Source organism: Bhargavaea ullalensis (genome assembly GCF_042432615.1).
Lineage (GTDB): Bacteria > Bacillota > Bacilli > Bacillales_A > Planococcaceae > Bhargavaea > Bhargavaea ullalensis.
In genome coordinates this window covers 15207-35820 of record NZ_JBHLWY010000042.1, presented here as the reverse complement: position 1 = coordinate 35820, position 20614 = coordinate 15207, and the positions used below count along the sequence as shown (strand labels likewise).

The 20614-nt window shown below is 57.0% G+C and carries 17 protein-coding genes; 3 read left to right on the top strand and 14 right to left on the bottom strand.

Annotated features, from left to right (window positions below; all coding sequences use genetic code 11):
* Positions 1-12 precede the first annotated feature (12 nt).
* Complete coding sequence (locus tag ACFFIY_RS10235; protein WP_354195516.1) at positions 13-852, bottom strand: fatty acid kinase binding subunit FakB; 840 nt, start codon at positions 850-852, stop codon at positions 13-15.
* A 162-nt stretch (positions 853-1014) separates the two neighbouring features.
* Here ACFFIY_RS10235 and trhA point away from each other — a divergent pair, with 162 nt between their 5' ends.
* On the top strand, positions 1015-1644 hold the full coding sequence (gene trhA, locus ACFFIY_RS10230) for a PAQR family membrane homeostasis protein TrhA (protein ID WP_354195518.1): 630 nt from the start codon (positions 1015-1017) through the stop codon (positions 1642-1644).
* Between the two features lie 16 nt (positions 1645-1660).
* Here the strand turns inward: trhA and ACFFIY_RS10225 are convergent, their stop codons facing one another.
* The 8 genes from ACFFIY_RS10225 to ACFFIY_RS10190 all read right to left on the bottom strand — a co-directional run bounded on the left by ACFFIY_RS10225 (position 1661) and on the right by ACFFIY_RS10190 (position 9365).
* Positions 1661-2221, bottom strand: a complete 561-nt coding sequence (locus tag ACFFIY_RS10225; protein ID WP_354195520.1) for a lysophospholipid acyltransferase family protein — start codon at positions 2219-2221, stop codon at positions 1661-1663.
* A 184-nt stretch (positions 2222-2405) separates the two neighbouring features.
* Positions 2406-2894, bottom strand: a complete 489-nt coding sequence (locus tag ACFFIY_RS10220; protein WP_354195522.1) for a dihydrofolate reductase — start codon at positions 2892-2894, stop codon at positions 2406-2408.
* 26 nt (positions 2895-2920) lie between these two features.
* On the bottom strand, positions 2921-3865 hold the full coding sequence (locus ACFFIY_RS10215) for a thymidylate synthase (RefSeq protein WP_354195524.1): 945 nt from the start codon (positions 3863-3865) through the stop codon (positions 2921-2923).
* 178 nt (positions 3866-4043) lie between these two features.
* Positions 4044-4622 carry a YpjP family protein gene (locus tag ACFFIY_RS10210; RefSeq protein ID WP_354195526.1) on the bottom strand — a complete coding sequence of 193 codons (579 nt, stop codon included), beginning with the start codon at positions 4620-4622 and terminating at the stop codon, positions 4044-4046.
* Positions 4623-5105: 483 nt separating this feature from the next.
* A complete protein-coding gene (locus ACFFIY_RS10205) occupies positions 5106-5888 on the bottom strand; it encodes a class I SAM-dependent methyltransferase (RefSeq protein WP_354195528.1) in 783 nt (260 codons plus the stop codon).
* Positions 5885-6319: a BrxA/BrxB family bacilliredoxin gene (locus tag ACFFIY_RS10200; protein ID WP_354195530.1), complete on the bottom strand. Its 435-nt coding sequence runs from the start codon at positions 6317-6319 to the stop codon at positions 5885-5887. Before ACFFIY_RS10200 ends, ACFFIY_RS10205 begins: the two co-directional genes overlap by 4 nt.
* Positions 6320-6322: 3 nt before the next feature.
* The gene (locus tag ACFFIY_RS10195; protein ID WP_354195532.1) at positions 6323-7456 is read right to left on the bottom strand and encodes a conserved virulence factor C family protein; all 1134 of its coding nucleotides are present in this window, start codon (positions 7454-7456) and stop codon (positions 6323-6325) included.
* A gap of 22 nt (positions 7457-7478) precedes the next feature.
* Positions 7479-9365, bottom strand: coding sequence for an ABC-F family ATP-binding cassette domain-containing protein (locus tag ACFFIY_RS10190; RefSeq protein WP_354195534.1), 1887 nt, complete (start codon positions 9363-9365; stop codon positions 7479-7481).
* Positions 9366-9590: 225 nt separating this feature from the next.
* Here ACFFIY_RS10190 and ACFFIY_RS10185 point away from each other — a divergent pair, with 225 nt between their 5' ends.
* Positions 9591-10823: an MFS transporter gene (locus ACFFIY_RS10185; protein WP_354195598.1), complete on the top strand. Its 1233-nt coding sequence runs from the start codon at positions 9591-9593 to the stop codon at positions 10821-10823.
* Positions 10824-10879: 56 nt separating this feature from the next.
* Here the strand turns inward: ACFFIY_RS10185 and ACFFIY_RS10180 are convergent, their stop codons facing one another.
* Positions 10880-12163: a serine hydrolase domain-containing protein gene (locus tag ACFFIY_RS10180; RefSeq protein WP_354195536.1), complete on the bottom strand. Its 1284-nt coding sequence runs from the start codon at positions 12161-12163 to the stop codon at positions 10880-10882.
* A 183-nt stretch (positions 12164-12346) separates the two neighbouring features.
* Here ACFFIY_RS10180 and ACFFIY_RS10175 point away from each other — a divergent pair, with 183 nt between their 5' ends.
* Positions 12347-14644 (top strand): YhgE/Pip domain-containing protein, encoded by a 2298-nt coding sequence (locus ACFFIY_RS10175; RefSeq protein ID WP_354195538.1) that lies wholly within the window; start codon positions 12347-12349, stop codon positions 14642-14644.
* Between the two features lie 94 nt (positions 14645-14738).
* Here the strand turns inward: ACFFIY_RS10175 and ACFFIY_RS10170 are convergent, their stop codons facing one another.
* From ACFFIY_RS10170 to ACFFIY_RS10155, 4 genes are all read right to left on the bottom strand, one after another.
* Positions 14739-17825, bottom strand: a complete 3087-nt coding sequence (locus ACFFIY_RS10170; protein ID WP_354195540.1) for an AAA family ATPase — start codon at positions 17823-17825, stop codon at positions 14739-14741.
* Positions 17822-18994 carry an exonuclease SbcCD subunit D gene (locus ACFFIY_RS10165; protein WP_354195542.1) on the bottom strand — a complete coding sequence of 391 codons (1173 nt, stop codon included), beginning with the start codon at positions 18992-18994 and terminating at the stop codon, positions 17822-17824. Before ACFFIY_RS10165 ends, ACFFIY_RS10170 begins: the two co-directional genes overlap by 4 nt.
* A gap of 119 nt (positions 18995-19113) precedes the next feature.
* Positions 19114-20109, bottom strand: a complete 996-nt coding sequence (locus ACFFIY_RS10160) for a helix-turn-helix transcriptional regulator (RefSeq protein WP_354195544.1) — start codon at positions 20107-20109, stop codon at positions 19114-19116.
* Entirely contained in the window at positions 20096-20548 is a 453-nt protein-coding gene (locus ACFFIY_RS10155) for an OsmC family protein (RefSeq protein WP_354195546.1), read from the bottom strand. The genes ACFFIY_RS10160 and ACFFIY_RS10155 overlap by 14 nt, the downstream gene beginning before the upstream one ends.
* Between the last annotated feature and the right edge of the window lie 66 nt (positions 20549-20614).

Genomic DNA, 20614 nt, shown 5'->3' with positions numbered 1-20614 from the left:
CCAAGACCGGACTTAGTCCCAGTAGTACATAAAGCCGATGGCCCCCGGACCGGTATGGGTGCTGATGACCGGCGAAGTGAACATGAGTTTGGTGTCCGGGTAGCCGGCATCCTCGATCAGCTGCTTCAGCGGCTCGCCCATGGCCAATCCATGTGCATGGGAGATGCCGATCCCTCTGACCGTTTTCCCGAGGGTATGTTCCTTGAACTGGTCAAACAGCTGCCGCACGACCTGCTTGTGGTTCCTGGCCTTGCCGACCGGCGTGTAGACGCCGTCTTTGAGCGCGGCGATCGGCTTGATGTTCAGGAGGGAGCCGATCATGGCTTTCCCTTTGCCGATCCGTCCGCCTTTCACTAGATTTTCAAGGGTGTCGACAACCACGAAGAGAGCCGTGTTTTTTCGTACGGTCTCCACACGTTCCAGGATTTCGCGGAGCGACTTTCCGTTATGGGACATCTTGGCGGCTTCCACCACCTGGAATGTCAGCGCAAAACTGATGAACTGTGAATCAATGACGGTAACATTGGAGCTTGTCAGTTCGGCAGCGGACCGGGCGGATTCCACCGTCCCGCTCATCCCGCCTGTCATATGGATTGAGAGGACCGGCTTCCCGTCTTCTCCCAGCCGGTCGTACAATTCTTTGAAAACACCGACAGGCGGCTGGGAGCTCTTTGGAAGCTCATCCGATGCCTTCATCTTTTCCAGGAACTCCTCAGGAGTGATTTCAATCCGGTCGAGATACGATTGCCCCCCGACATGGATTGAAAGCGGAACGATATGGATTCCGTATTGCGCTGCGATTCCTTCACCGATGTCCGCGGTGGAATCGGTCACGATGTGCACTGTTGCCATGTAATCGCCCTTCCCTGTTTCACGTTAAAATTAGTATCGTGCTATAATGAGTTACGCTTCATTAAAGTGTATCGCGTTGTTGCTTGAGAATCGAATCGGCGGGCCGGTAAGAGAAGAATAGGACCCTGCCGGAGACAAGTCAAGAAAGATAGGTGAAGGATATTGGCCTTTGATTATAAAAACCGGAAAGAAGAGTGGTGGAATGCGGTGACGCACGGGATCGGATTCGTCCTCTGCATCCCGGCGCTCGTTTTCCTCATCCTGAAAGGAAGTGAGCGCGGGTCGGCCCTCCAGGTGACGGCCTTCACGATTTTCGGCTCTTCCATGCTCATTCTCTATCTCATGTCCACGTTGCTTCATAGTATGCCCGAAAAATACAAGCGATTCTTTTCCATTCTGGACCACTCATCCATCTATATCCTCATCGCGGGGACCTACACGCCGCTGCTTCTCGTGTCACTCGGAGGAACGCTCGGCTGGACCCTGTTCGGGGTAATCTGGGGTCTGGCGATTCTCGGCATCCTGTTCAAGGTGTTCTTCATCCACCGCTTTGAGGCCGTCTCGCTCATCTTCTACATCGTCATGGGGTGGCTGATCATCTTCGCCATCCGCCCGCTCCATGCCCAGCTCGGCACACCCGGCATCACGCTGCTCGTCATCGGCGGCATTCTCTACACGGTCGGCGCCGTCTTTTATGCCTGGAGGAAAATCCCCTATAACCATGCCATCTGGCATCTGTTCGTGCTTGGCGGCAGTGCCGCAATGTATTTTTCCGTATTGCTTTATGCATAAATGCACGGCCGTCCTTTTATGAGGCGGCCGTGTTTTCGTTCAAGCGCCGTTCCAGCCGCCGGGTGATCTGGTCTCTTGCAGCTGCCGCAACTTCGGCCGCACCGGCCTGTTTGATGGATACTGGCTGGATCGCTCCCAAAATGTCAACCGTCACAGTAGCCGGCCGGATCCAGTTGCCGTTTTGCTCCATGATGGCGGATGTCCCGCGTATGGCCACCGGCACAACCGGAACGCCCGCATCTTTCGCCACCCGGACAAATCCGCTTTTGAATTCCCCAAGTCCGTGTCCTCTGCTCCGGGTTCCTTCTGGAAAGATCAGCATCGAATGGCCTGCCCGCAGCTTGTCCGACATTTCGCGGATCGCCCGGACCGCACTGCGGCGATCCGCCCGTTCGATAAACACGCAGTTCATCTCAACCATCCACTTGCGGATCACCGGAAGCTTTTTCACTTCCGCCTTTGACATGAACCCGAACGGCTTCGGCAAGGCCGAAATGAGCACGGGAACGTCGAAGTTTCCTTCATGGTTTGCCACGAACAGCACCGGCCCTTCAGGAAGCTCGGCATGCAGTTCCACGCGGATTTCGCTCTTTGTCCGCTTCAGGATGCCGGCCGCCCATTTCTTCGGCTCAAGTGAGACGCGCCGGTCAAAGCCTTCGGGGGATTCCTCGGGTTTGAGTTTTTTGAGTTGGTACAGCGCAGAATGGTCAGGGGCAAGTAGCCGAACAGATAGGCGAATGTCCGGAGCGAGCGGACCGGGTTCAAAGAGTCAGCGTCCTTTCATAGATCCGGTAGTCATAGGTTGTCCCGTCTTCGGACTGCTCGGTCTCGGACTTGGAGACAAGTGACCAGTCATCCCGGTATTCCGGGAAATGTGTGTCCCCGTCAAACCGTTCGTGGACGAGGGTGACATAGAGGCGGTCGGCTTGACCGAGCATCGAGCCGAACAGCCCTGCACCGCCGATCACCATCACTTCCGGTGCAAATTCCTCCGCTTTTCGGATTGCCTCTTCAACCGAGTGGACCACGACGGCCCCCTCGGCGCTGAATTCTTCATTTCTCGTCACGACGATGTTCAGCCTGCCGGGCAGCGGGCGACCGATCGACTCGAACGTTTTCCGGCCCATCACCATCGCCTTGCCCATCGTCATTTTCTTGAAATAAGCGAGATCGCCCGGCAAGTGCCAGGGAAGCTGATTGTCTTTTCCAATCACCAGGTCGGGATCATGTGCCACAATGAATGAAATCATCTTTTTCTCCTTTCGGCCGGGGCAGTTTAAACCGCGATCGGGGCCTTGATCTTCGGATGAGGATCATATCCTTCAACCCGGATGTCCCCTGTTTCAAGGTCGAAGATGCTTTTAGCCGGTGCTTCAATCACAAGTTCCGGAAGGGGTCTCGGAGTCCTCGTCAACTGCTCTGTCACCTGGTCGAAATGATTGGAATAAATATGGGCGTCTCCGAGCGTATGGATGAACTCTCCCGGCTCAAGCCCCGTTTCCCGTGCGATCAAATGTGTCAGAAGCGCGTAAGACGCAATATTGAACGGAACGCCGAGGAACACATCCGCGCTTCTCTGATAAAGCTGGCAGCTGAGTTTGCCGTTTGCGACGTAAAACTGGAACAGTGTATGGCAAGGCGGGAGCGCCATGTCTTCGACTTCCGCCGGGTTCCACGCTGACACGATGTGCCGCCGCGAATCCGGATTGTTTTGGATGGAGTCAATGACGTTCTTGATCTGGTCGATCGTGCCGCCCTTTCCGTCCGGCCAAGAGCGCCATTGCCGGCCATAAACAGGTCCCAGATCCCCGTATTTGCGGGCGAACCCGTCGTCAGAGAGAATCCGTCCGCGGAATTTCTCCATTTCCTCATCGAGCGTCCATTTGAACGCCGGGTCCGACGCTGCACGCCGGCCGAAGTCTGTCATGTCCGGACCGTCATACTCGGGGCTTGCCGCCCACTTTTCAAAAGCCCATTCGTCCCAGATCCGGTTGTTCTCCTGCATGAGCGTCCGGACATTCGTATCGCCCTTGAGGAACCAGAGCAGTTCCGACACAATCAGCCGGAATGCGGTTTTCTTGGTCGTCAGGAGGGGGAATCCGTCTTCCAGGTTAAACCGCATCTGGTGTCCGAACGTGCTTCTCGTCCCCGTTCCCGTCCGGTCGCCCTTATCGGTCCCGTTCTCCATGATCGTTCTGCAAAGCTGTAAATAGGGTTCCATTCGGTCGGCCTCCGTAGCAGGCGGGGAAGTCTTCCCCTTCCTCGCCAAAATGATCTGTTTTTAATTGGAAAGCCCGGTGGCTGGGCACGCGGGATTTCCTTCATTCTATCAGTAGACGGCCGGTTATCCAATTAAAAAACAGCCGCGGCCCTGCAAGGAGGGATTCGCGGCTGTGTCATCATGAAAGCCATTTCGGCGGTGTGTTTTTCGACCAGTAAATGTCCCCGAGCGCGATATGGCGGCTGAACCCGTCCTCCGCCGTATGGTAGTGGAAGTTGAAGTAGTAGCCGTCCAGCGGGCGCTTATCGGTGCGTACATGGAACCGGATCACGTCCTTGCCGGTTTCGCGGTCGAAAATGTGGAAAATCTTTTCGCTGTAACCGCCGGCGGGGCGCTCGGTGATGGCGAGATCGCGCACGGCGTCCGGACCGAGCGTAACGAGGGTCATGTCGATCGCTTCCTCGATTTTCGGCAGGATCACCGATTCGAATTCATCGGAAATGACCGGACCGATCCGGTTGCCGAACTTCTCGAACGCCTGGTCTTTGGCTGCCACTTTGGCCATGTCCGTGAACGACGGCTCTTCTGCGAGCATCTCCGGCTTCTGGAGCACCTCGGCATGGACCGCCGAACCGGATATTTCCCGGTGGCCCTTGTCGTCAAGGATCGAGTCCCACATTTCATGGCTGGGCGGAATGAAGCCGAGCGTCAGGAGCGCCACTCCGACCATCAGCGATTTCTGGATCCATTTCTTCATCTTAAATCACCCGTTCAGTCAGATTCGTGTTAATTCCGGGAAGAGATAAGTCAGAGGTTTCTTTATTCCTGCATTCATTGTACAATAGTTCATGTGTAAATGAAATCATCATAAAGTCCCTTCGTTTATTTAAAAGGAGGTTATTAAGTTGGACGCAAGCACTTGGATTGGCATCGGCTTCCTTGCCCTTATTGCATACCTGAGCTACTTTAACTTCACGCACTGATCGGCTGAACCTTACATAGCCGGCCTCCTGGACCTGATAGGTTCAGGGGGTTTTTGCTCTCTTTTGAACGTACAGAAAACCGCCGACACTTATGTGAGGGCGGTTTTTTGTGGTTTTAATATGATTCGGCCGATCGGAGGATGCTTTCCGGACATTCAGCGACATAATTACGACATTCAACGGCGTAATCCCGACATTCACCTGTCGTTTCCCGACATTCGCTCACGTCCCAGACATCCTCCCGCCCCCGCACTTCCTTAAACCTCCAGCACTCCATAATGAAACTTCGTGTTCGGGCGTTCGATTTGCCGGAAGCCATACCGGTCGAAGAGCGCAGATTTGAAGTGGGCCTTGATGACCACTCTCCGCCGCGCGACTCGCCGGGCTTCTTCAAACAGGCGGTCTCCGGGGAGGCCGTGGACACCGGCGGAGCGGAGCGGTGCGAAGGCGGCCGATTCTTCGATGGCTTCTTCAAACATGGGATCAAGGTAGACAATGTCCCGGCTGTTGTCCGGGCAGCCGGCGAGGTATTCCCCCGCTTCTTCCGAGCGCACCTCAATCCGCCTCATCGCTTCCAGCACCTCCGGCTCGGAATCCGTGTACCCTTCCAGCCCTTGAGACACGATGTAGGCGACGACCGGGTCGGCCTCACAGCCAGTCACCCTTCCTTCCGCTCCGACGATGAATGACGCAACGGTCGAATCGGTGCCGAGTCCAAGCGTGCAGTCGAGGAAGGAATCCCCGGGCCGGAGCCCGCAAGTGTCCGCCATGACGTCCCTTCCGCCGTCCCGAAGCCGCTTGATCCGGATGGCGGCCAGGCCGGGATGAAAGAACAGCGGCTGCACATCGGGATCTGTATGGTATTCATAGCGATCCTTGCCGGCCACGACGACCGGACAGCCGTATTCATTCATGAGTTTTCGGACGGACCTCTTTTTCCGCGGAACGAACTCACTGCCGAGCTCACCGGCCACCCGGCGTGCGAGTTCTTCGCTCCGTTCATCGGGATGCTGGCCCGTCGTGACGAGCGGCCGGTTCACCCGATCATCTGGCGGAGAGCGCCGGCAAGGTGTTCCTGCACCTGTTCAAGGTCATGGTCTTCGATCTGTTCGCGCGGGATGAAATATTTCAGTTCGTTTCCTTCAAGGATGGCAATCGACGGTGAGCTCGGCGGCACTTCTTCAAAATGTCCGCGCATTTGCTCCGTCGCTTCCCGGTCCTGTCCCGCGAATACCGTGACGAGGTGGGCGGGCTTTTTATCCAGCTCCTCCACCGCTCCGATGACCGCCGGGCGTGCGAGGCCCGCGGCACATCCGCATACGGAGTTAATGACGACGAGCGAGACACCCTCGGCCGAATCCATGAACTTGTCCACTTCTTCTGCGGTCGTGAGTTCGCGGAAGCCGTTTTCGGTCAGTTCCCGTCTCATCGGCTCGGCCATCTGTTTCATATACGCTTCATATGCTTCCATCATTCATTCCCCTTTCGCCCCTGTTCTCAGTTCGGTCATCTGCTTCCAGATCGACCCTTTCGCTTCTTCTCCGCCTTCGATGCGCGCCGCCGCCATTTTCGCCTGCAGCTTCACTTCGAATTCCGGATCGTTCTCCGCTTCGCGGAGTGCCGGCAAAGCGTTTTCCGTTCCCGATTCGTACAAGTACATGGCGCCCCGCCAGCGGACAATTTTGCTTTTGTCCGTCAGCGCCCGTATGGCGAGTGCTTCGAATTCCGGGAAGCCGAGATCGCTCATCGCGTCCGCGGCCGTACGCCGGACCGGTGCACTCTTGTCTTCCATCGCCCGGCCGATGTACGGGACGACCGCCGGATCCTCGATCATGCCGAGATAAACAACCGCAAGGCGGCGGACCGACATCTTTTCGTCGGCCAGCGCTTCCATGAGGAGCGGGACATCGTCCATTGTCGGATCCGGCATCTGGTCGAGCAGGCGGAACCGCTCTTCCCACGTGTCCGCCGATTTGTATTCATCAAGCGAGACCGCACGGCGTCCGAGCACCGGTGCTTCCTTCGTCTCATTGCCCCGTTCGACGATGGCGTCCAGTCTTTCCTGGAGATAAGCCGCTTCGATCTCCTTCACGACCTCTTCCCCGATTACTTTCTTGTCCCCGTAGCGGATGCCGTAATCGGCCCATTTCCGCTGGAGAATGTAATTTTCCTCGTCTTCCTGCATGACGGCGTTCATCGCATCGATAAACCGCTTGCTAAGGCCGAACCGCTCTTCGCCTGCGTCGTCAAACACTTTCACCTGCAGCGGCACGCCCTTGAACTCCTGCACATGCACGTACACTTCGCCAAAGTGATCATCCGCTTCGGATGCTTCGCCGCTTTCGCCGGTGTCCTCGCCGAACACCGCACGGACAGAGGCCAGGATCGGCTCCCAGTCAAACCGGCCGTTCCGCTCAATGGCGAGGAAATCCATGACATGATAAATCCCCTTCACGCCTTCTATCTCAAACAGCTGTCGGATAAAGTCAGGTGCCCCGTCCAGTTCTTCTTTTTTGTAATTGTGCGCCTTGCCGAACGGCAATTCCCGGTCGAGAACGATCTTCATCGAGTTCGGGCTCGGCGTCGGTTCAATATTGACGATCTTCATTTCAGCATTCCCTCCCGATCTTTCATAGGGAACCGGCCAGTTCCTCAAGATGCGACCACCGTTCGATGAGCGCTTCGTACTCGGCGTTCAATTCGTCGAGCCTGCCCGAGATTTCGCTCACCTTTCCGTAGTCCGCGCCGGCTCCCGACAGTTCTTCCTCGGCAGCCATGATCGCCTGCTCGACCGATTCGATCCTGCCGGGTATTTCTTCCCATTCCTTTTTTTCGCCGAGCGTCATCTTTTTCTTCTTCGGCTTTTCAACTTCCGTTTCCTTCGTCTTGTCCGTTTTTGCACTTGCAGCGACAGGTTCCGCACCCGCCTTTTCAAGATAATCCGAATAAATTCCGAGCTCCTGTTTCACCAGCCCCGATCCGTCCAGAATCCAGAGCTTCCTTGAAGTCCTGTCAAGGAAGAAGCGGTCGTGCGAGATGGTGACCACGACGCCCGGGAATGTGTCGATGAATGACTCGAGCACGGACAGCGTTTCCAGGTCCAGGTCGTTCGTCGGCTCGTCAAGCAACAGGACATTCGGCTGTTCGATCAGCAATCTCAGCAAATAAAGCCGCTTCCGCTCGCCGCCGGACAGCTTGCCGATGAGCGTGCCGTGGACGTTCGACGGAAACAGGAACTGCTCCAGCATCTGAACGGCAGAATAACGGGCGCCGTCTTGTCTGGCGATGTCGTTTGAAGCCTCGGTCACATACTCGATGATCCGCTGTCCCTCATTCATTTGCGGCAGGTGCTGCGTGAAATGGGCGATCCGGACAGTCTCGCCCTTCAAAATCTCTCCGCCGTCCGGATCGACACTGCCGGCGAGAAGATTGACGAGCGTTGACTTCCCGGCTCCGTTCGGCCCGATGACCGCGACCCGGTCACCGCCCTGCAGGAGGAAAGAGAAATCATCGATGATGGCCCGTTCCCCGTACCGCTTCGTCACATGGTCGCCTTCCAGAACTTTCTTGCCGAGCCGGGTTGTCATGAGCGCCAGGTCGAGCGGATCCTGCTCCTGCTCGGTTTTCACTTTGTCGGAAAGCTCTTCAAAACGGCCGATCCGCGCCTTCTGCTTTGTTGAGCGGGCTTTGGCGCCCCTGCGGATCCACTTGAGTTCATTGCGGTAGCGGTTGCGGTCTTTCTCCCGTGTCGCAGCCGCCTGTTCAAGACGGAGCGCCTTCGCCTCAAGAAAGTCCGAGTAGGTGCCCCGGTGACTGTAGAGCGTCCGGTCCGCCAGTTCATAGATGTGTGTGGATACCGCATCCAGAAAATAACGGTCATGCGTGATGAAAATCAGGCTGCTGCCAAGCTGCTTGAGATAATCCTGCAGCCACTCGATCGAACGGACGTCCAGATGGTTGGTCGGTTCATCGAGCAGAAGAAGATCCGCCGGTTCGAGCAACACGTGTGCAAGCGCCGCGCGTTTTCTCTGCCCGCCCGACAGCGTGCCTGTCTTCGCATCTGCGTCCGGCAGGCCAAGCTTCGATAAAATCATCTTCGCCCGGGCATTGAGATCCCAGCCGCCCTCCGAGTCCATCCGGTTTTGCAGCACGGCGAACCGCTCCTGTGCGACGGTGGAATCGGGATCTGAGGACAATGCATTGAGTGCCACCTCATACTCCCGGTTCAGCCGGATGAGCGGTGAATCGCCGGCGAACACCGTCTGCAGAACGGTCTGTTCAGGATCCAGCTCGGGATCTTGCGGCAGATGGACAATCCGGTAATCATTCGGATGGTCAAACGTCCCCTGGTCCGCATACAAATCGCCTGCGATGATCGACAGCAAAGTTGACTTGCCGGTCCCGTTCACGCCGATCAATCCGATCCGGTCGCCCTGCGTGATGGTGAAGCTGATAGTTTTGAACAGTGTTTTATCCCCGACGGTTTTTGTCAGGTCCGATACGATGAGTTGGCTCATGTCCCCACTTCCAATCCGATATGTCACCTTCCATCATACAAGAAAGAAGCGATCCATTCCATCCGGCTGAATCAAAGCGGAACAGGCCGAACCGCCCGGGTCATTTTAATTTCTGAAACTTCTCCTCTTTAAAGCGTGCAATTGATACAATGAACAAAACGACCACCATCCAAAGGGGGGATTGGGTTGAAACTCCGGCTGACAACAGAAGAGAAAAGCTGGGCCATGTACGACTGGGCCAACTCGGCTTATTCCATCATCATCACGACCGCCGTCTTTCCGCTGTTCTACAAGGCTGCGGCGACCGACGCGGGAATCAGCGGGTCCGATTCGACGGCTTATCTCGGGTACACCATTTCCATTTTCACGTTCATCCTCGCCATGCTCGGACCGATCCTCGGCACGATCGCCGATTATAAAGGAATGAAGAAAAAGTTCTTCACGTTCTTCTTCGTCCTCGGCGCAGGCTCGACGGCGTTGCTGGCTTTCGTGCCTGCGGACAACTGGCTGCTGCTGCTCATCGTCTATACGTTCGCCGCCCTCGGATCGACGGGCGCGAATGTGTTTTATGATTCGTTCCTGACCGATGTTTCCGAATCCGAACGGATGAACCGCGTGTCCTCATTCGGCTACGGCATCGGCTACATCGGAAGCTGCATCCCGTTCATCCTTTCCATCGCCATCATTATGCTTGCCCAATTCGACAAGATCCCGCTGTCGATGACCAACGCCAGCCGGACCGCATTCCTCATCACGGCCGTCTGGTGGATCGTCTTCTCGATTCCGATGTTCAAGCATGTGAAGCAGCGCTACTTCATCGATCCGGAGCCGCGCCCGGTCCTCAATTCATTCAGGCGGCTCGCGGGCACGTTCAGGGAAATCAGGAAATACCGGGGACTGTTCCTGTTCCTGCTTGCCTACTTCTTCTACATCGACGGCGTCGGGACGATCATCTCCATGTCGACCGCTTATGGAACGGACCTCGGCATCAGTTCGACGAGCCTGCTGCTGATCCTCTTCATGACGCAGGTGATCGCTGCGCCGTTCGCGTTCCTGTACGGCCGTCTCGCCGACCGGTTCGGGACAAAGCAGATCCTGTATGTCGGGATCGCCGTCTACACCGGCGTCTGCATCTACGCGTATTTCATGGACAGTGTCCTGGACTTCTGGATCCTCGCGATGCTCGTCGGAACTTCCCAAGGCGGAATCCAGGCGCTCAGCCGGTCTTACTTCGGACGTCTGGTCCCGAAAGAGAACTCCAACGAATTCTTCGGCTTCTATAACATTTTCGGAAAGTTCGCCTCGATCATGGGTCCTCTCCTCCTCGGCGTGACGGCACAGCTGACGGGGAATACGAACTTCGGCGTGTTCAGCCTCGTGATCCTGTTCATCATCGGCGGGGTTATCCTCTACTTCGTCCCGGATCCCTCACGCTATGACCCGGTTCCGGAGCCTTAACAGCATGGAAAAAGGAGCAACCCAGTTTGACGGGCTGCTCCTTTTTTATCATCCCGTCATTGCTTCCCCGCGTCCTTCCAGTAAATCCTCATCCCGCTGAACGCGGTTGTTTTCCCGTCTTCGCCGAACTCGAATTCAATCGTCTTGTTGGTTCGGATATTCACGAGCGTTTTCGGCCCGCTTGCCCTCAGACGGTCCGACACATTACCGACGATCATTTCAGGACCCGTACCGCCGATTCGAATTTCAAAGCCTTCGGGGTTTTCGTCATTCCGGTAAATGCCTTCGAATGCGGACAACTCTTTCCCGTCCATCTCGTGCTCCGGCTCGGTGAACGCTTCATCCGCCGGGTCCAGGCCGAGCCCGATGTTCAGCAGACCGTGGAGGACCGTGTCCGCGGAACAGTCGGACCGGTTCGTCAGCACGGCTGCGGCGATCTTTTCTTCCGGAAGGAATCCGATCGCCGAGGAGACACCCGGCTGGCTGCCTCCGTGATGAACAATCAGCCGGCCATGGAAGTCCGGCGAAACGGACAACCCGAAACCGTATCCCGAATGCCGGTTCACCGGGTGCGGGTCTTTCCACATCTCCTCCGCTTCCACCCGCACGCCGAGCACCTTCTCGCGGTATTCCCCGTCTATGTAAAGCTTCAAGTAGTTCATCAGGTCCCTCACCGTAGAACGGATGCCGCCGCCGACTGCGTAATTGCCGAGTGCGGGCCAGTCCACCGCCTTCATCCGCTCATTCTCCTCAACAAATTGAACCGCAACGTTTCCGGACGCCCCCTGCGCCGGCGGGTCAAATGATGTCCGTTTCATGCCGGCGGGCAGGAGGATCCGCTCCCGGATGAACTCCCGGTAATCCATCCCGGAGGCACGGCCGATGATGGCGCCGAGCAGGAGAAACGAATCGTTGCTGTAGCTGAGCTTCTCCCCCGGGCGGCCGAGCGGCTCGATCTCCGTCCTGTTCAAATAGTCAAAGTGATCTTCGAACCGGTCCAGTTCTTCCTTCCGTGCGAGCGGCGGCACGCCGGCGGTATGCGACAAAAGATGCCGGATTTGCGCGAGGCCGATTCCCGGCACATCTTTCAGTTCCGGGAGGTGGCTGACGATCCGGTCCCCGGCGGAAAGCTTCCCTTCCGCCTGCAGGATCATGATCGCCAGTGCGGTGAATGACTTGGTCACCGAAGCAGTGCCGAACACCGTGTCTGCCGTCACCGGCTGCCCTCCCGGCTCCAGACGGCCGCAGCCGTATTCCGCTTGTTCCCCTTCCCGCAAAAGCGCGACCGCCATGCCGGGTATGTTTTGTGCCTGTTGTTCTTGATCAGCAAATGTTGCCATTGAACCTCTTTTCATCAGCTTCTCCCCCGTTCTACAACGTCTTTCGAGACAGCCGGCACGTTTTCCTTTATTTTCGCCGGATCAGCCGCTCCTGCATCGCAATCCTCGTCGATGATTGCGGTTTTTAAGCAACCGGCAGGGGTACGATATAATGAAGTGACGATTTCAGACAGAGGAGAAGGGATGCCAATGCGCAACGCGTTCAAGATTGCAAAAACGGATTTCCGGAACATCGGCACCAACTGGGTGGCGGCTGTTTTGATCGGCGGGCTGATTTTCCTGCCTTCGCTTTATGCATGGTTTAATATTTTTGCTTCATGGGATCCTTACGGCCGGACCGACCGGCTTCCGGTCGCCGTCGTCAATGAGGACCGGGGAGCCGACGTGAGGGATGAACATATTGATGTCGGCCGTCAGCTCGTTGATTCTTTAAAAGAGAATCACAGCATTGACTGGAAGTTTACAGGCCGGGACGATGCCATGGACCGCGTGGAGAAAGGCGAGTATTTCGCGGCCATCGTCGTGCCGGACGATTTTTCGGAAAAGCTCGCGACTGTTGTGACGGGAGAACCCCAAAAAGCCGAAATGGAATACTACGTAAATGAAAAGATCAACTCGATCGCTCCGAAGATTACGGAAAAAGGCGCCACGTCAGTGGTGGAAACATTGAGCAGCGAGTTCACCGCAACCGTGAACAACGTGATTTTCGACATGTTCAACCAGATCGGCCTGGAGATCGAAAAAGACCTCCCGGATATCGAAAAGTTCGAGCAGTATGTGTTTACGGCCGAAAAAGAATTGCCCGGTATGCATGATCTCCTTGAGTCTGCTAACAAAGATGCGGAAAATGCCGATGCCATGATCAGCAAGGCACAAGCCGCCATGCCGGAGGCGAATCGGCTCACGTCGGAAGGTCTCGGAACGATCAACCGGACACTCGGCTACCTGGACTCCGCCGAAAAGCAGCTCGCCGCCATCGCTCCCCAGATCGACAAAGACCTGGCGACGGCTTCCCGGGTGTCCAAGGAGATCAATGACATGCTGACAAAAATCCAAAATGCCGAATTGGATACAACTCAGCTGGATGATGCAAAAAAACGGATGGACGACCGGATGACTCGTGCCATCACTTCTGTCGGCAATATCCAGGATCAACTGAAGAATCTGAAAGAACTGGCCGCCGCGGCTCCGGATCCCGTTTCTCCCGGCAATACTCCTGTGCCGGATCTCCCGGTGAAGCCGGAGGACGGCGATGCGACAGCCCCGCCGATTGCGCCGGACGTCGATCTTCCGGATATCAAGCCGGATGTGACTCTGCCCGAGCGGAGAAACCTGATTGATCAGGCCATCGAGTCGACCGGCAATCTTCAGGCGCTGCTCCAGGAAGCCCAGATGAATGCGCGTGCGGTCGACGAAGCGGCCACCGGCTACGCAGAACAGGCAAAAGGATGGATCAGCGACACCCAGAAGATCACCCAAAACGTTTCTGTCAGCATCGACAGCTATTCGAAGGAATACCATGATACGATCAAGCCGACGGTCGACCGGGAAATCGCCGGCGCCAAAAAGACACTGGCCGAAGCGAAGAACATGCTGACCGAAATTCAAAACACCCTTCCGGAGGCGGAGAAGGTTCTGAACAGCACGGCCGGTGATCTGGCCAAAGGGGAAACGGTGATCCAGGATGTGCTCAATCAGTATCCGTATGTGTATTCGAAAGTGACGGAACTGGCGGACCGGATCCGTCAGTTGCAGGGCGAAACGGACATCAACGACATCGTCGACCTGCTGCTGAACAATCCGTCTACGGAAAAAGACTTCTTTGAGCAGCCGATCGTCCTTCATGAAAACAAAATGTTCCCGATCAAAAATTACGGAACCGGGATGACGCCGTTTTATACGGTCCTCTCCCTATGGGTCGGGTGCCTGCTGCTGATTTCCCTGCTGTCGACGGAAGTCCACCAGGAAGAACTCTTCCATCCGCGGACCGTCTATTTCGGACGCCTCCTCACATTTTCAGTGATCGGGCTGCTGCAGACCATCATCGTGACGACCGGCGACCTGCTCATCCTCGGCGTCAAAGCGGCCGAACCGCTCGGATTCATTTTATCCGCCCTGTTCATCTCCCTCGTCTTCATGTCGATTGTTTATACGCTCGTGTCGGTGTTCGGCGACGTCGGCAAGGCGATGGCCATCGTCTTGCTCGTCCTGCAGATAGCGGGGTCCGGCGGCACGTATCCCGTCGTCCTGCTGCCGGACTTTTTCCGGGCGCTCAGTCCGTTCCTGCCGTTCACATACGCAATCGACCTGATGAGGGAAATGACCGGCGGTGCCGTGCAGTCCAATGTGGTGCGCGACGTGGCGGTCCTGCTCGGAGTGGCGATCGTCTTCATCCTCATCGGCACTTTCTTCAAGGCACGGCTGACGAACAGCATGAACAAGCTGCTGAAAAAGTCCCGGGAGACCGGGCTGTTCCATTGAGGAAGCAAGGCAATCCCATGGGATGTCGTTCGCCTTCCGACAAAAAAAGAGACAGTACGGAGCTGATTCTTCTCCGTACTGTCTCTTTTCATGTTCACTTCAAGATGAAGCGGGTGGAACTGTGCCCGGCTTTTGACTTGGACACTTCCAGCACCGCCGGCATGGCGGCCTTCAGCTCGCCCACATGGGAAATGACGCCGACCATCCTGCCGGTCTGCTGGAGTCCGATCAGGGCATCCACCGCTTTTTGGAGAGATTCCGGATCAAGGGAGCCGAAGCCTTCGTCGATGAACATCGTATCCACCCGGACATTGCCGCCGAATCCCTGGATGACATCGGCCATGCCGAGCGCCAGCGAAAGCGACGCATTGAACTTCTCACCGCCGGACAGCGTCTTGACGTCGCGCGCCTGACCGGTGTATGCGTCGTAGACGTCAATGCCGAGTCCGCTCTGTTTCCCCCTGGACTCCTGGCGGTCGCTTCTCATCAGTTCAAATTGGCCGTTCGACAGATCCTTCAGCCTTTCGTTCGCCGCAACAAGGATCCGTTCCAGGTACTCGATCTGCAAGTAGCGTTCAAAGGATAGCTTGTCGGCATTCTGCCCTCGGAGAAGATCGTAGAGTGCGGAGACTTTTCCGCGTTTGCGCTCCAGGTCTTCCGCATCTCCCGCCGCTTCGCGCATGTCGGCGATGCCTCTGGAAACATTTTCAATCAAAGTCTTTGAGCGGATCAGCTGTTCTTGGGCCTCTTCGTGTTCAATGCGGCATTCCGCTTCCTCGGCCGAAAGCTTATCAAGATCCGGCCGCTCGGCCCCTTCAAGAGAAGTCTCCAATTCCTGCAGGCGGACGCGGACGGCATGTACCGCCCGTTCGTATGAACCGATTGCTTGTTCCATCTCCATGATCCTGCTCTCGGGCAAGATGGCCGCACGGTATGCCTCCTCGCCGGTGAATTTCGACTGGCTGACCGCCTGCCTGAACGCTTCTTCGGCTTCCAGGGTGCGCTGCCTTTCTTTTTCGCGCTGTTCAGCCGAGAAAGAAAGATTCTGCTCGGCACGTTTTCTGCGGTCGGCTGCTTCTGCCGCAGCTTGTTCGGCGGCCGCCTTCATCCGGGCCTGCTTTTCCAACGCCTGTTTTAAGGACGCAAGCCGTTCATCGAGTGAGCCGGGATCCTGCAGTTCTGCAGGAATGGATGCTTCCATTGCCCGAATGGAACCTTCGTATTCGGCAGCACGCATTGCAAGCTGCCGAAATCGGGAATCCAAATTCTCCAGACGATGCGCGGCCTCTTCCGTCTTCCGCTCAATGGTTTCCAAACGGCTTCTGATTTTAGTCCGCATATCTCTTTGTTTGACCGCTGCGGCGATTTCTTCTTTGCAGCGATTCACGGCGGAGCGCCTGTTTTCCGTCAGATGTCCGGCTTCGTTAGCATTCATGCCCCTGTCCGTCAGCTGCCCGGAGAGGTCTTCCTGCTGTTCGAGGAGCATGCGGAAAGATCCGGTGGCTTCCACCGAAACTGCATGGGCTTTCCGCCACGCCGACTCTGTTTCCCGAAGCTGTCCTTCATCCGCCCCGCTCTCCTGATGATCTGCAAGAGCCGGATGCACCGCGCTTCCGCAGACCGGGCACGGCATCCCGTCATGCAGATGGCCCGCCAGTTCGGACGCGAGCTGTTCACGGCGTTCGAGCCGGACCTGATCGAGACGGTCTTCCGCTTCTTTCGAAAGCCGGGAAGCGGCTTCAGACCTGGCGGCAGCCGTTTCCGCTTTTTCCGACGCCTCTTTAAAACGGACCAGCAGATCCAGATCGCGTTCAAGCGCATTCAGGCGGCCGTACAGATCCTCCACGCCCTCCAGTTCCTGCTCCAGCCCGCGCAGCGTTTCGCGCACCGATTCTCCTTCGTCCAGCAACTTCTTCCGTTCGTCTTTGGCGACGGCCATCTCTTTTTTCAGCGTATCCTGTTCGGACCGGATGCCGGCCAATGCCTGTTTCTCATCATGGCAACGGCCGATCAGCGGCCGGATTTCATCCAGACGGTCCGCTTCCCGCTTCCATTTTTCCGCTTCGGCGTCACCTGACGACGCTTCTTCCAAAACAGCCAGCGCCTGCTGTTCCGCTTCCTTGGCGGTTCGCAGTTCCTGCCCGGACATTTCGCTCCGCTTTTCGGCGGTGTGCAGCTCGCGCCTGCAGTCTGACAGCTTCTCTTCAAGCGGCAGAATCCTGGCGGCGATTCCTGCGTCCGCCACCCGGGTCTTCAGCGAAGCGATCTCGGGAAGAAGATCCTCGAGCCTTCTCAGTTCTTCCGCTTTGACCGCCCTTTCTTCAAACCGGGACTCTGTCTCCTTTGCCACGGACAGCCGGCCGCTGAGCAACTGCAGCCGGTCTTTCAATTTCATTGTCTGTCCGGCCAGCATTGAATGATCGTTGTTCATCCGTTCCTGTTCCGAGAGCAGTTCGCCGATGATGACAGACGGGTTCGGATGCTCGGCCGACAGCTGTGCGCTCAGTTCCCCGGTGAGTCCGGGCAGCGTATCCCGCAGATGCTTCGCCTGCCAGGAAATCCGGTTTGCGGCTTCCTGCCACTCTGATTGGACTCGGTCCCGTTTTTCTTTCAGCACGGCCTCCATGTCTTTGTACTTTTTTGTCCGGAAAATCTTCCGGAAGATTTTCTCTTTATTGTCCGTGTCGGAGGTGAGCAGTTTCCGGAATTCTCCCTGCGGCAGCATGACAATCTGGCTGAACTGGTCGTGCGTGAAACCGATCAGCTCAGCGACTTTCGCATTCACTTCCGTCGTCATCTGGCGGTCGGTGACCGGTTCTTCTTTGCCTTCGGCGATCCGGAACAGCTCGATCCTGTCGCCGGTTGCGCCTTTGTTGCCGGCCTTTACGTGAGCCATCCGGCGCATGATCCTGTATTCACTTCCAGCCGCCTCAAACAGAAGCTCCACTTCAGTATGTACCGCGTCGTCCGCAAAATCCGAGCGAAGGCTTTTGTCGTCGCGCTCCTCCCCGCTCGCCTTTCCGTACAGCGCAAAACAGATCGCATCGAAAATGGTGGTTTTCCCCGATCCCGTCGAACCGGAAATGGCGAACAGCCCCCGCCCGCCGAGCTCCCGGAAATCGATCGTCTCACAGTCTTTGTACGGACCGAATGCGGTCATTTTAAGTTGTATCGGCTTCACTTTCCGACCGTCTCCTTTCCGCTCTCCCGCTCCGTCTGAAGCAGGTCATCAAGCATCTCGCGGAACAGTTCCTCCGACTCTGCATCCGGCGTGCCACCTTCGACTTCTTCAAAGAAAGCGCGGAACATGGTCAGATCATCCATCTCCGTGAGGCTGCCTTTGGAGCGTACGGCACTTTCGCGGTGGATCGGCATGACGCGTTCGATGTGCAGGGCATTCGGGAAGACGGTGCGGATCCGTTCCATCGGATAAAGCACGGGTGCACGGTCCAGGAGCCGCACGAACACATAGTCTTCGGAAGGGGGCATTTCCAGCAGTTGGGCCAGCGTCCCTTCCACTGTCCGCATGTCCCGTCGCGGCGTCAGAGTCCGGTGCTCCACCTTCACTTCTCCGTCGCCGTCCAGCTCAACCGAAAGGAAGCCCTTCTGGTGAGATTCTTCGGAAATCGAGTACTTCAGAGGAGAACCGGAATATCGGACGGTCCCGCTTCCCACCGAGTGGGCGCGATGAAGATGGCCGAGCGCGGTGTAATGAAATGGGGCGAACCTTCCGGCATCCACATATTCGGCGCCTCCGACAGACAGCGGCCGTTCGGAAGTGCTCGTGTTTTCTTCCGGTTCTGCCCCCGGGGTCACAAAAGCATGGCCGACGAACACGTGGCGGGCCCGGCTGTCCATCGAATTGGAAATGTCTTCCACGATGCAGCCCATCGCGGCGTCATGGCCCGTGACGTCCTCTTTTTCATAGACGCCCCGGGCGATCGACGGGTCGGCAAACGGGATGCAGTGAAAGTGGACTTCTCCGTCTGCATCGGACAGGATGACCGGCTGACCGCCCCGCTCCAGCAGTCCTGTGATGAAATACCCTTTCTGCCTCATGAACCCGCTGCCGAAGTGGAGACGGTTCGGACTGTCGTGGTTTCCCGCCACCGCGATGACGGGGATGCCGAGCCCGAGGACGATTTCAGACAGCACGTCGTCCAACAGCCTGACTGCATCAGTCGGCGGAACAGCCCGGTCGTACAGATCGCCGGCGATCACAATGGCGTCCGGACGTTCTTGCCTGGCCGCCTCGACGAACTGCTCCAGCACGAAACGCTGGTCATCCGTCATATGGACGCCCTGGACAATTTTCCCGAGGTGCCAGTCGGCAGTATGAAAAAACTTCATGGATAACCCTCCTCGCAATCAATGAAAACAATTTCCTTTTTCACTATTATAAGCGACCCGGGTTGTGTACGGAAGACCGATCCGCCAACATCCGCCCCCGGTTCGCCTGCCGTGATTTTTTATCGGTAAAGTTCATTCATTCTCTTGATCTCTTCCCGCATCCTCCCAGTGAGCTGCGGCGGATGCAAGACCGACACGCCGGCGCCCCAGCCGAGCAGCCAGCGGACCAGCCCGTCGCTCATCGCGGCCTGTGTTTTCAGGATGAAATGGCCCTCCCCGTCCCGGCGGATGTTCGCCGAAGTCCCGTATCGGTCGACGACAACATTGATGAGCCGGTTTTCGAACCGGGCTTCAAGCGAAATCGCCTCTCCGCTGTACATATGGAAAGCGCTGCCCAGATAAGCTTGGAGGCTGAACCCGGGATCCGCGACAAAATCACCGCCGGCAAGCCGGATTCCGCGCATCCGGTCGACCCGGTATTGCCGGATCTCTTCCTTCTCCGGAAAGTAAGCGATAAGGTAGTATTTGTCATTGTTCCAGGCCAGCCCGTACGGCTCAACAACATAGTCGCCGCCGTCCCTCGACAGCCTGAAATCCAGGTCGGGGGTGTAGCGGCCGTATTTGAACGCGATCCTGAGGCGGTTCTGGACGGCCTCATGCAAGGTCTGGACGGCCGCAGCCGTATCCGTGACATCGGCGGAATCGGCTGCGACATGAAGTTCGTTGTTCAGCTGATCGGCAAGCGGCCGGCTCGTCAGCTTGCGGATTTTTCCGAGCAGCGACTGGGTGAGCTGTTCGGGAATGAATTTTGCGGCGGAAATGGCGTCAAGAAGAAGCCGGAGTTCATGGACCCGAAACCGTCGGCCGTCGAAAAAGTATTGTTTGACCGTTCCCTCTTTTTCCTGGACGGCGGCCACCGGAAAATCGTCCGACTCTTCCAAAGCCTGAACATCTTCTCTGAGGGCCTTCAAGCTGACGCCGAGCCCGTCGAACCGGGCGTGGATTTCATGAATGGTAAGCGGATGCCGCTCATCGGTCTCTTCCATGAGCAAGTGGACAACCTTCAGGAGCCGCTCACGTGAATTCAGCTTGGTCTTACCGTCATTCGCCTGCACGCGAGACGTTCTCCTCAAGACGGATTTCCACGTTTCCGCGCACCGCCCGGCTGATCATGCATGATTCCTCCGCTTTCACCGCAAGACGGCGTGCCTGCTCCAGCTTCCTCTCGTCCGCCGTGCGCGCGAGGACCAGCTCCGGCCTGTGAATGATGCGCAAGTAGGTGAAGACGCCGCCCGTCACATCGACCGCCGCCTCCGACTCCATCCGCAGAGACTCCTTTTGGATGCCCGCCCGCTCCAGCATTGCAGCCAGCGTGATGATATAGCAGGTCGCCGCTGCGCCGAGAAGCATTTCGTCCGGGTTCGTGCCGATGCCAGGTCCGTCCATTTCCCGCGGGATGGATATGCTTGTCTTGAGTTGATCCGCTTCAATGGTTCCGACGTCATTTCGCTTGCCCGGCCAGTCTGCCGTCAACTTGAATAAATGCTCTGCCACGTCCCTCATCCTTTCCATTCTTCTACAGTCCATCGTAGAACAGCAGAACCGACTCGGCAACCCGCG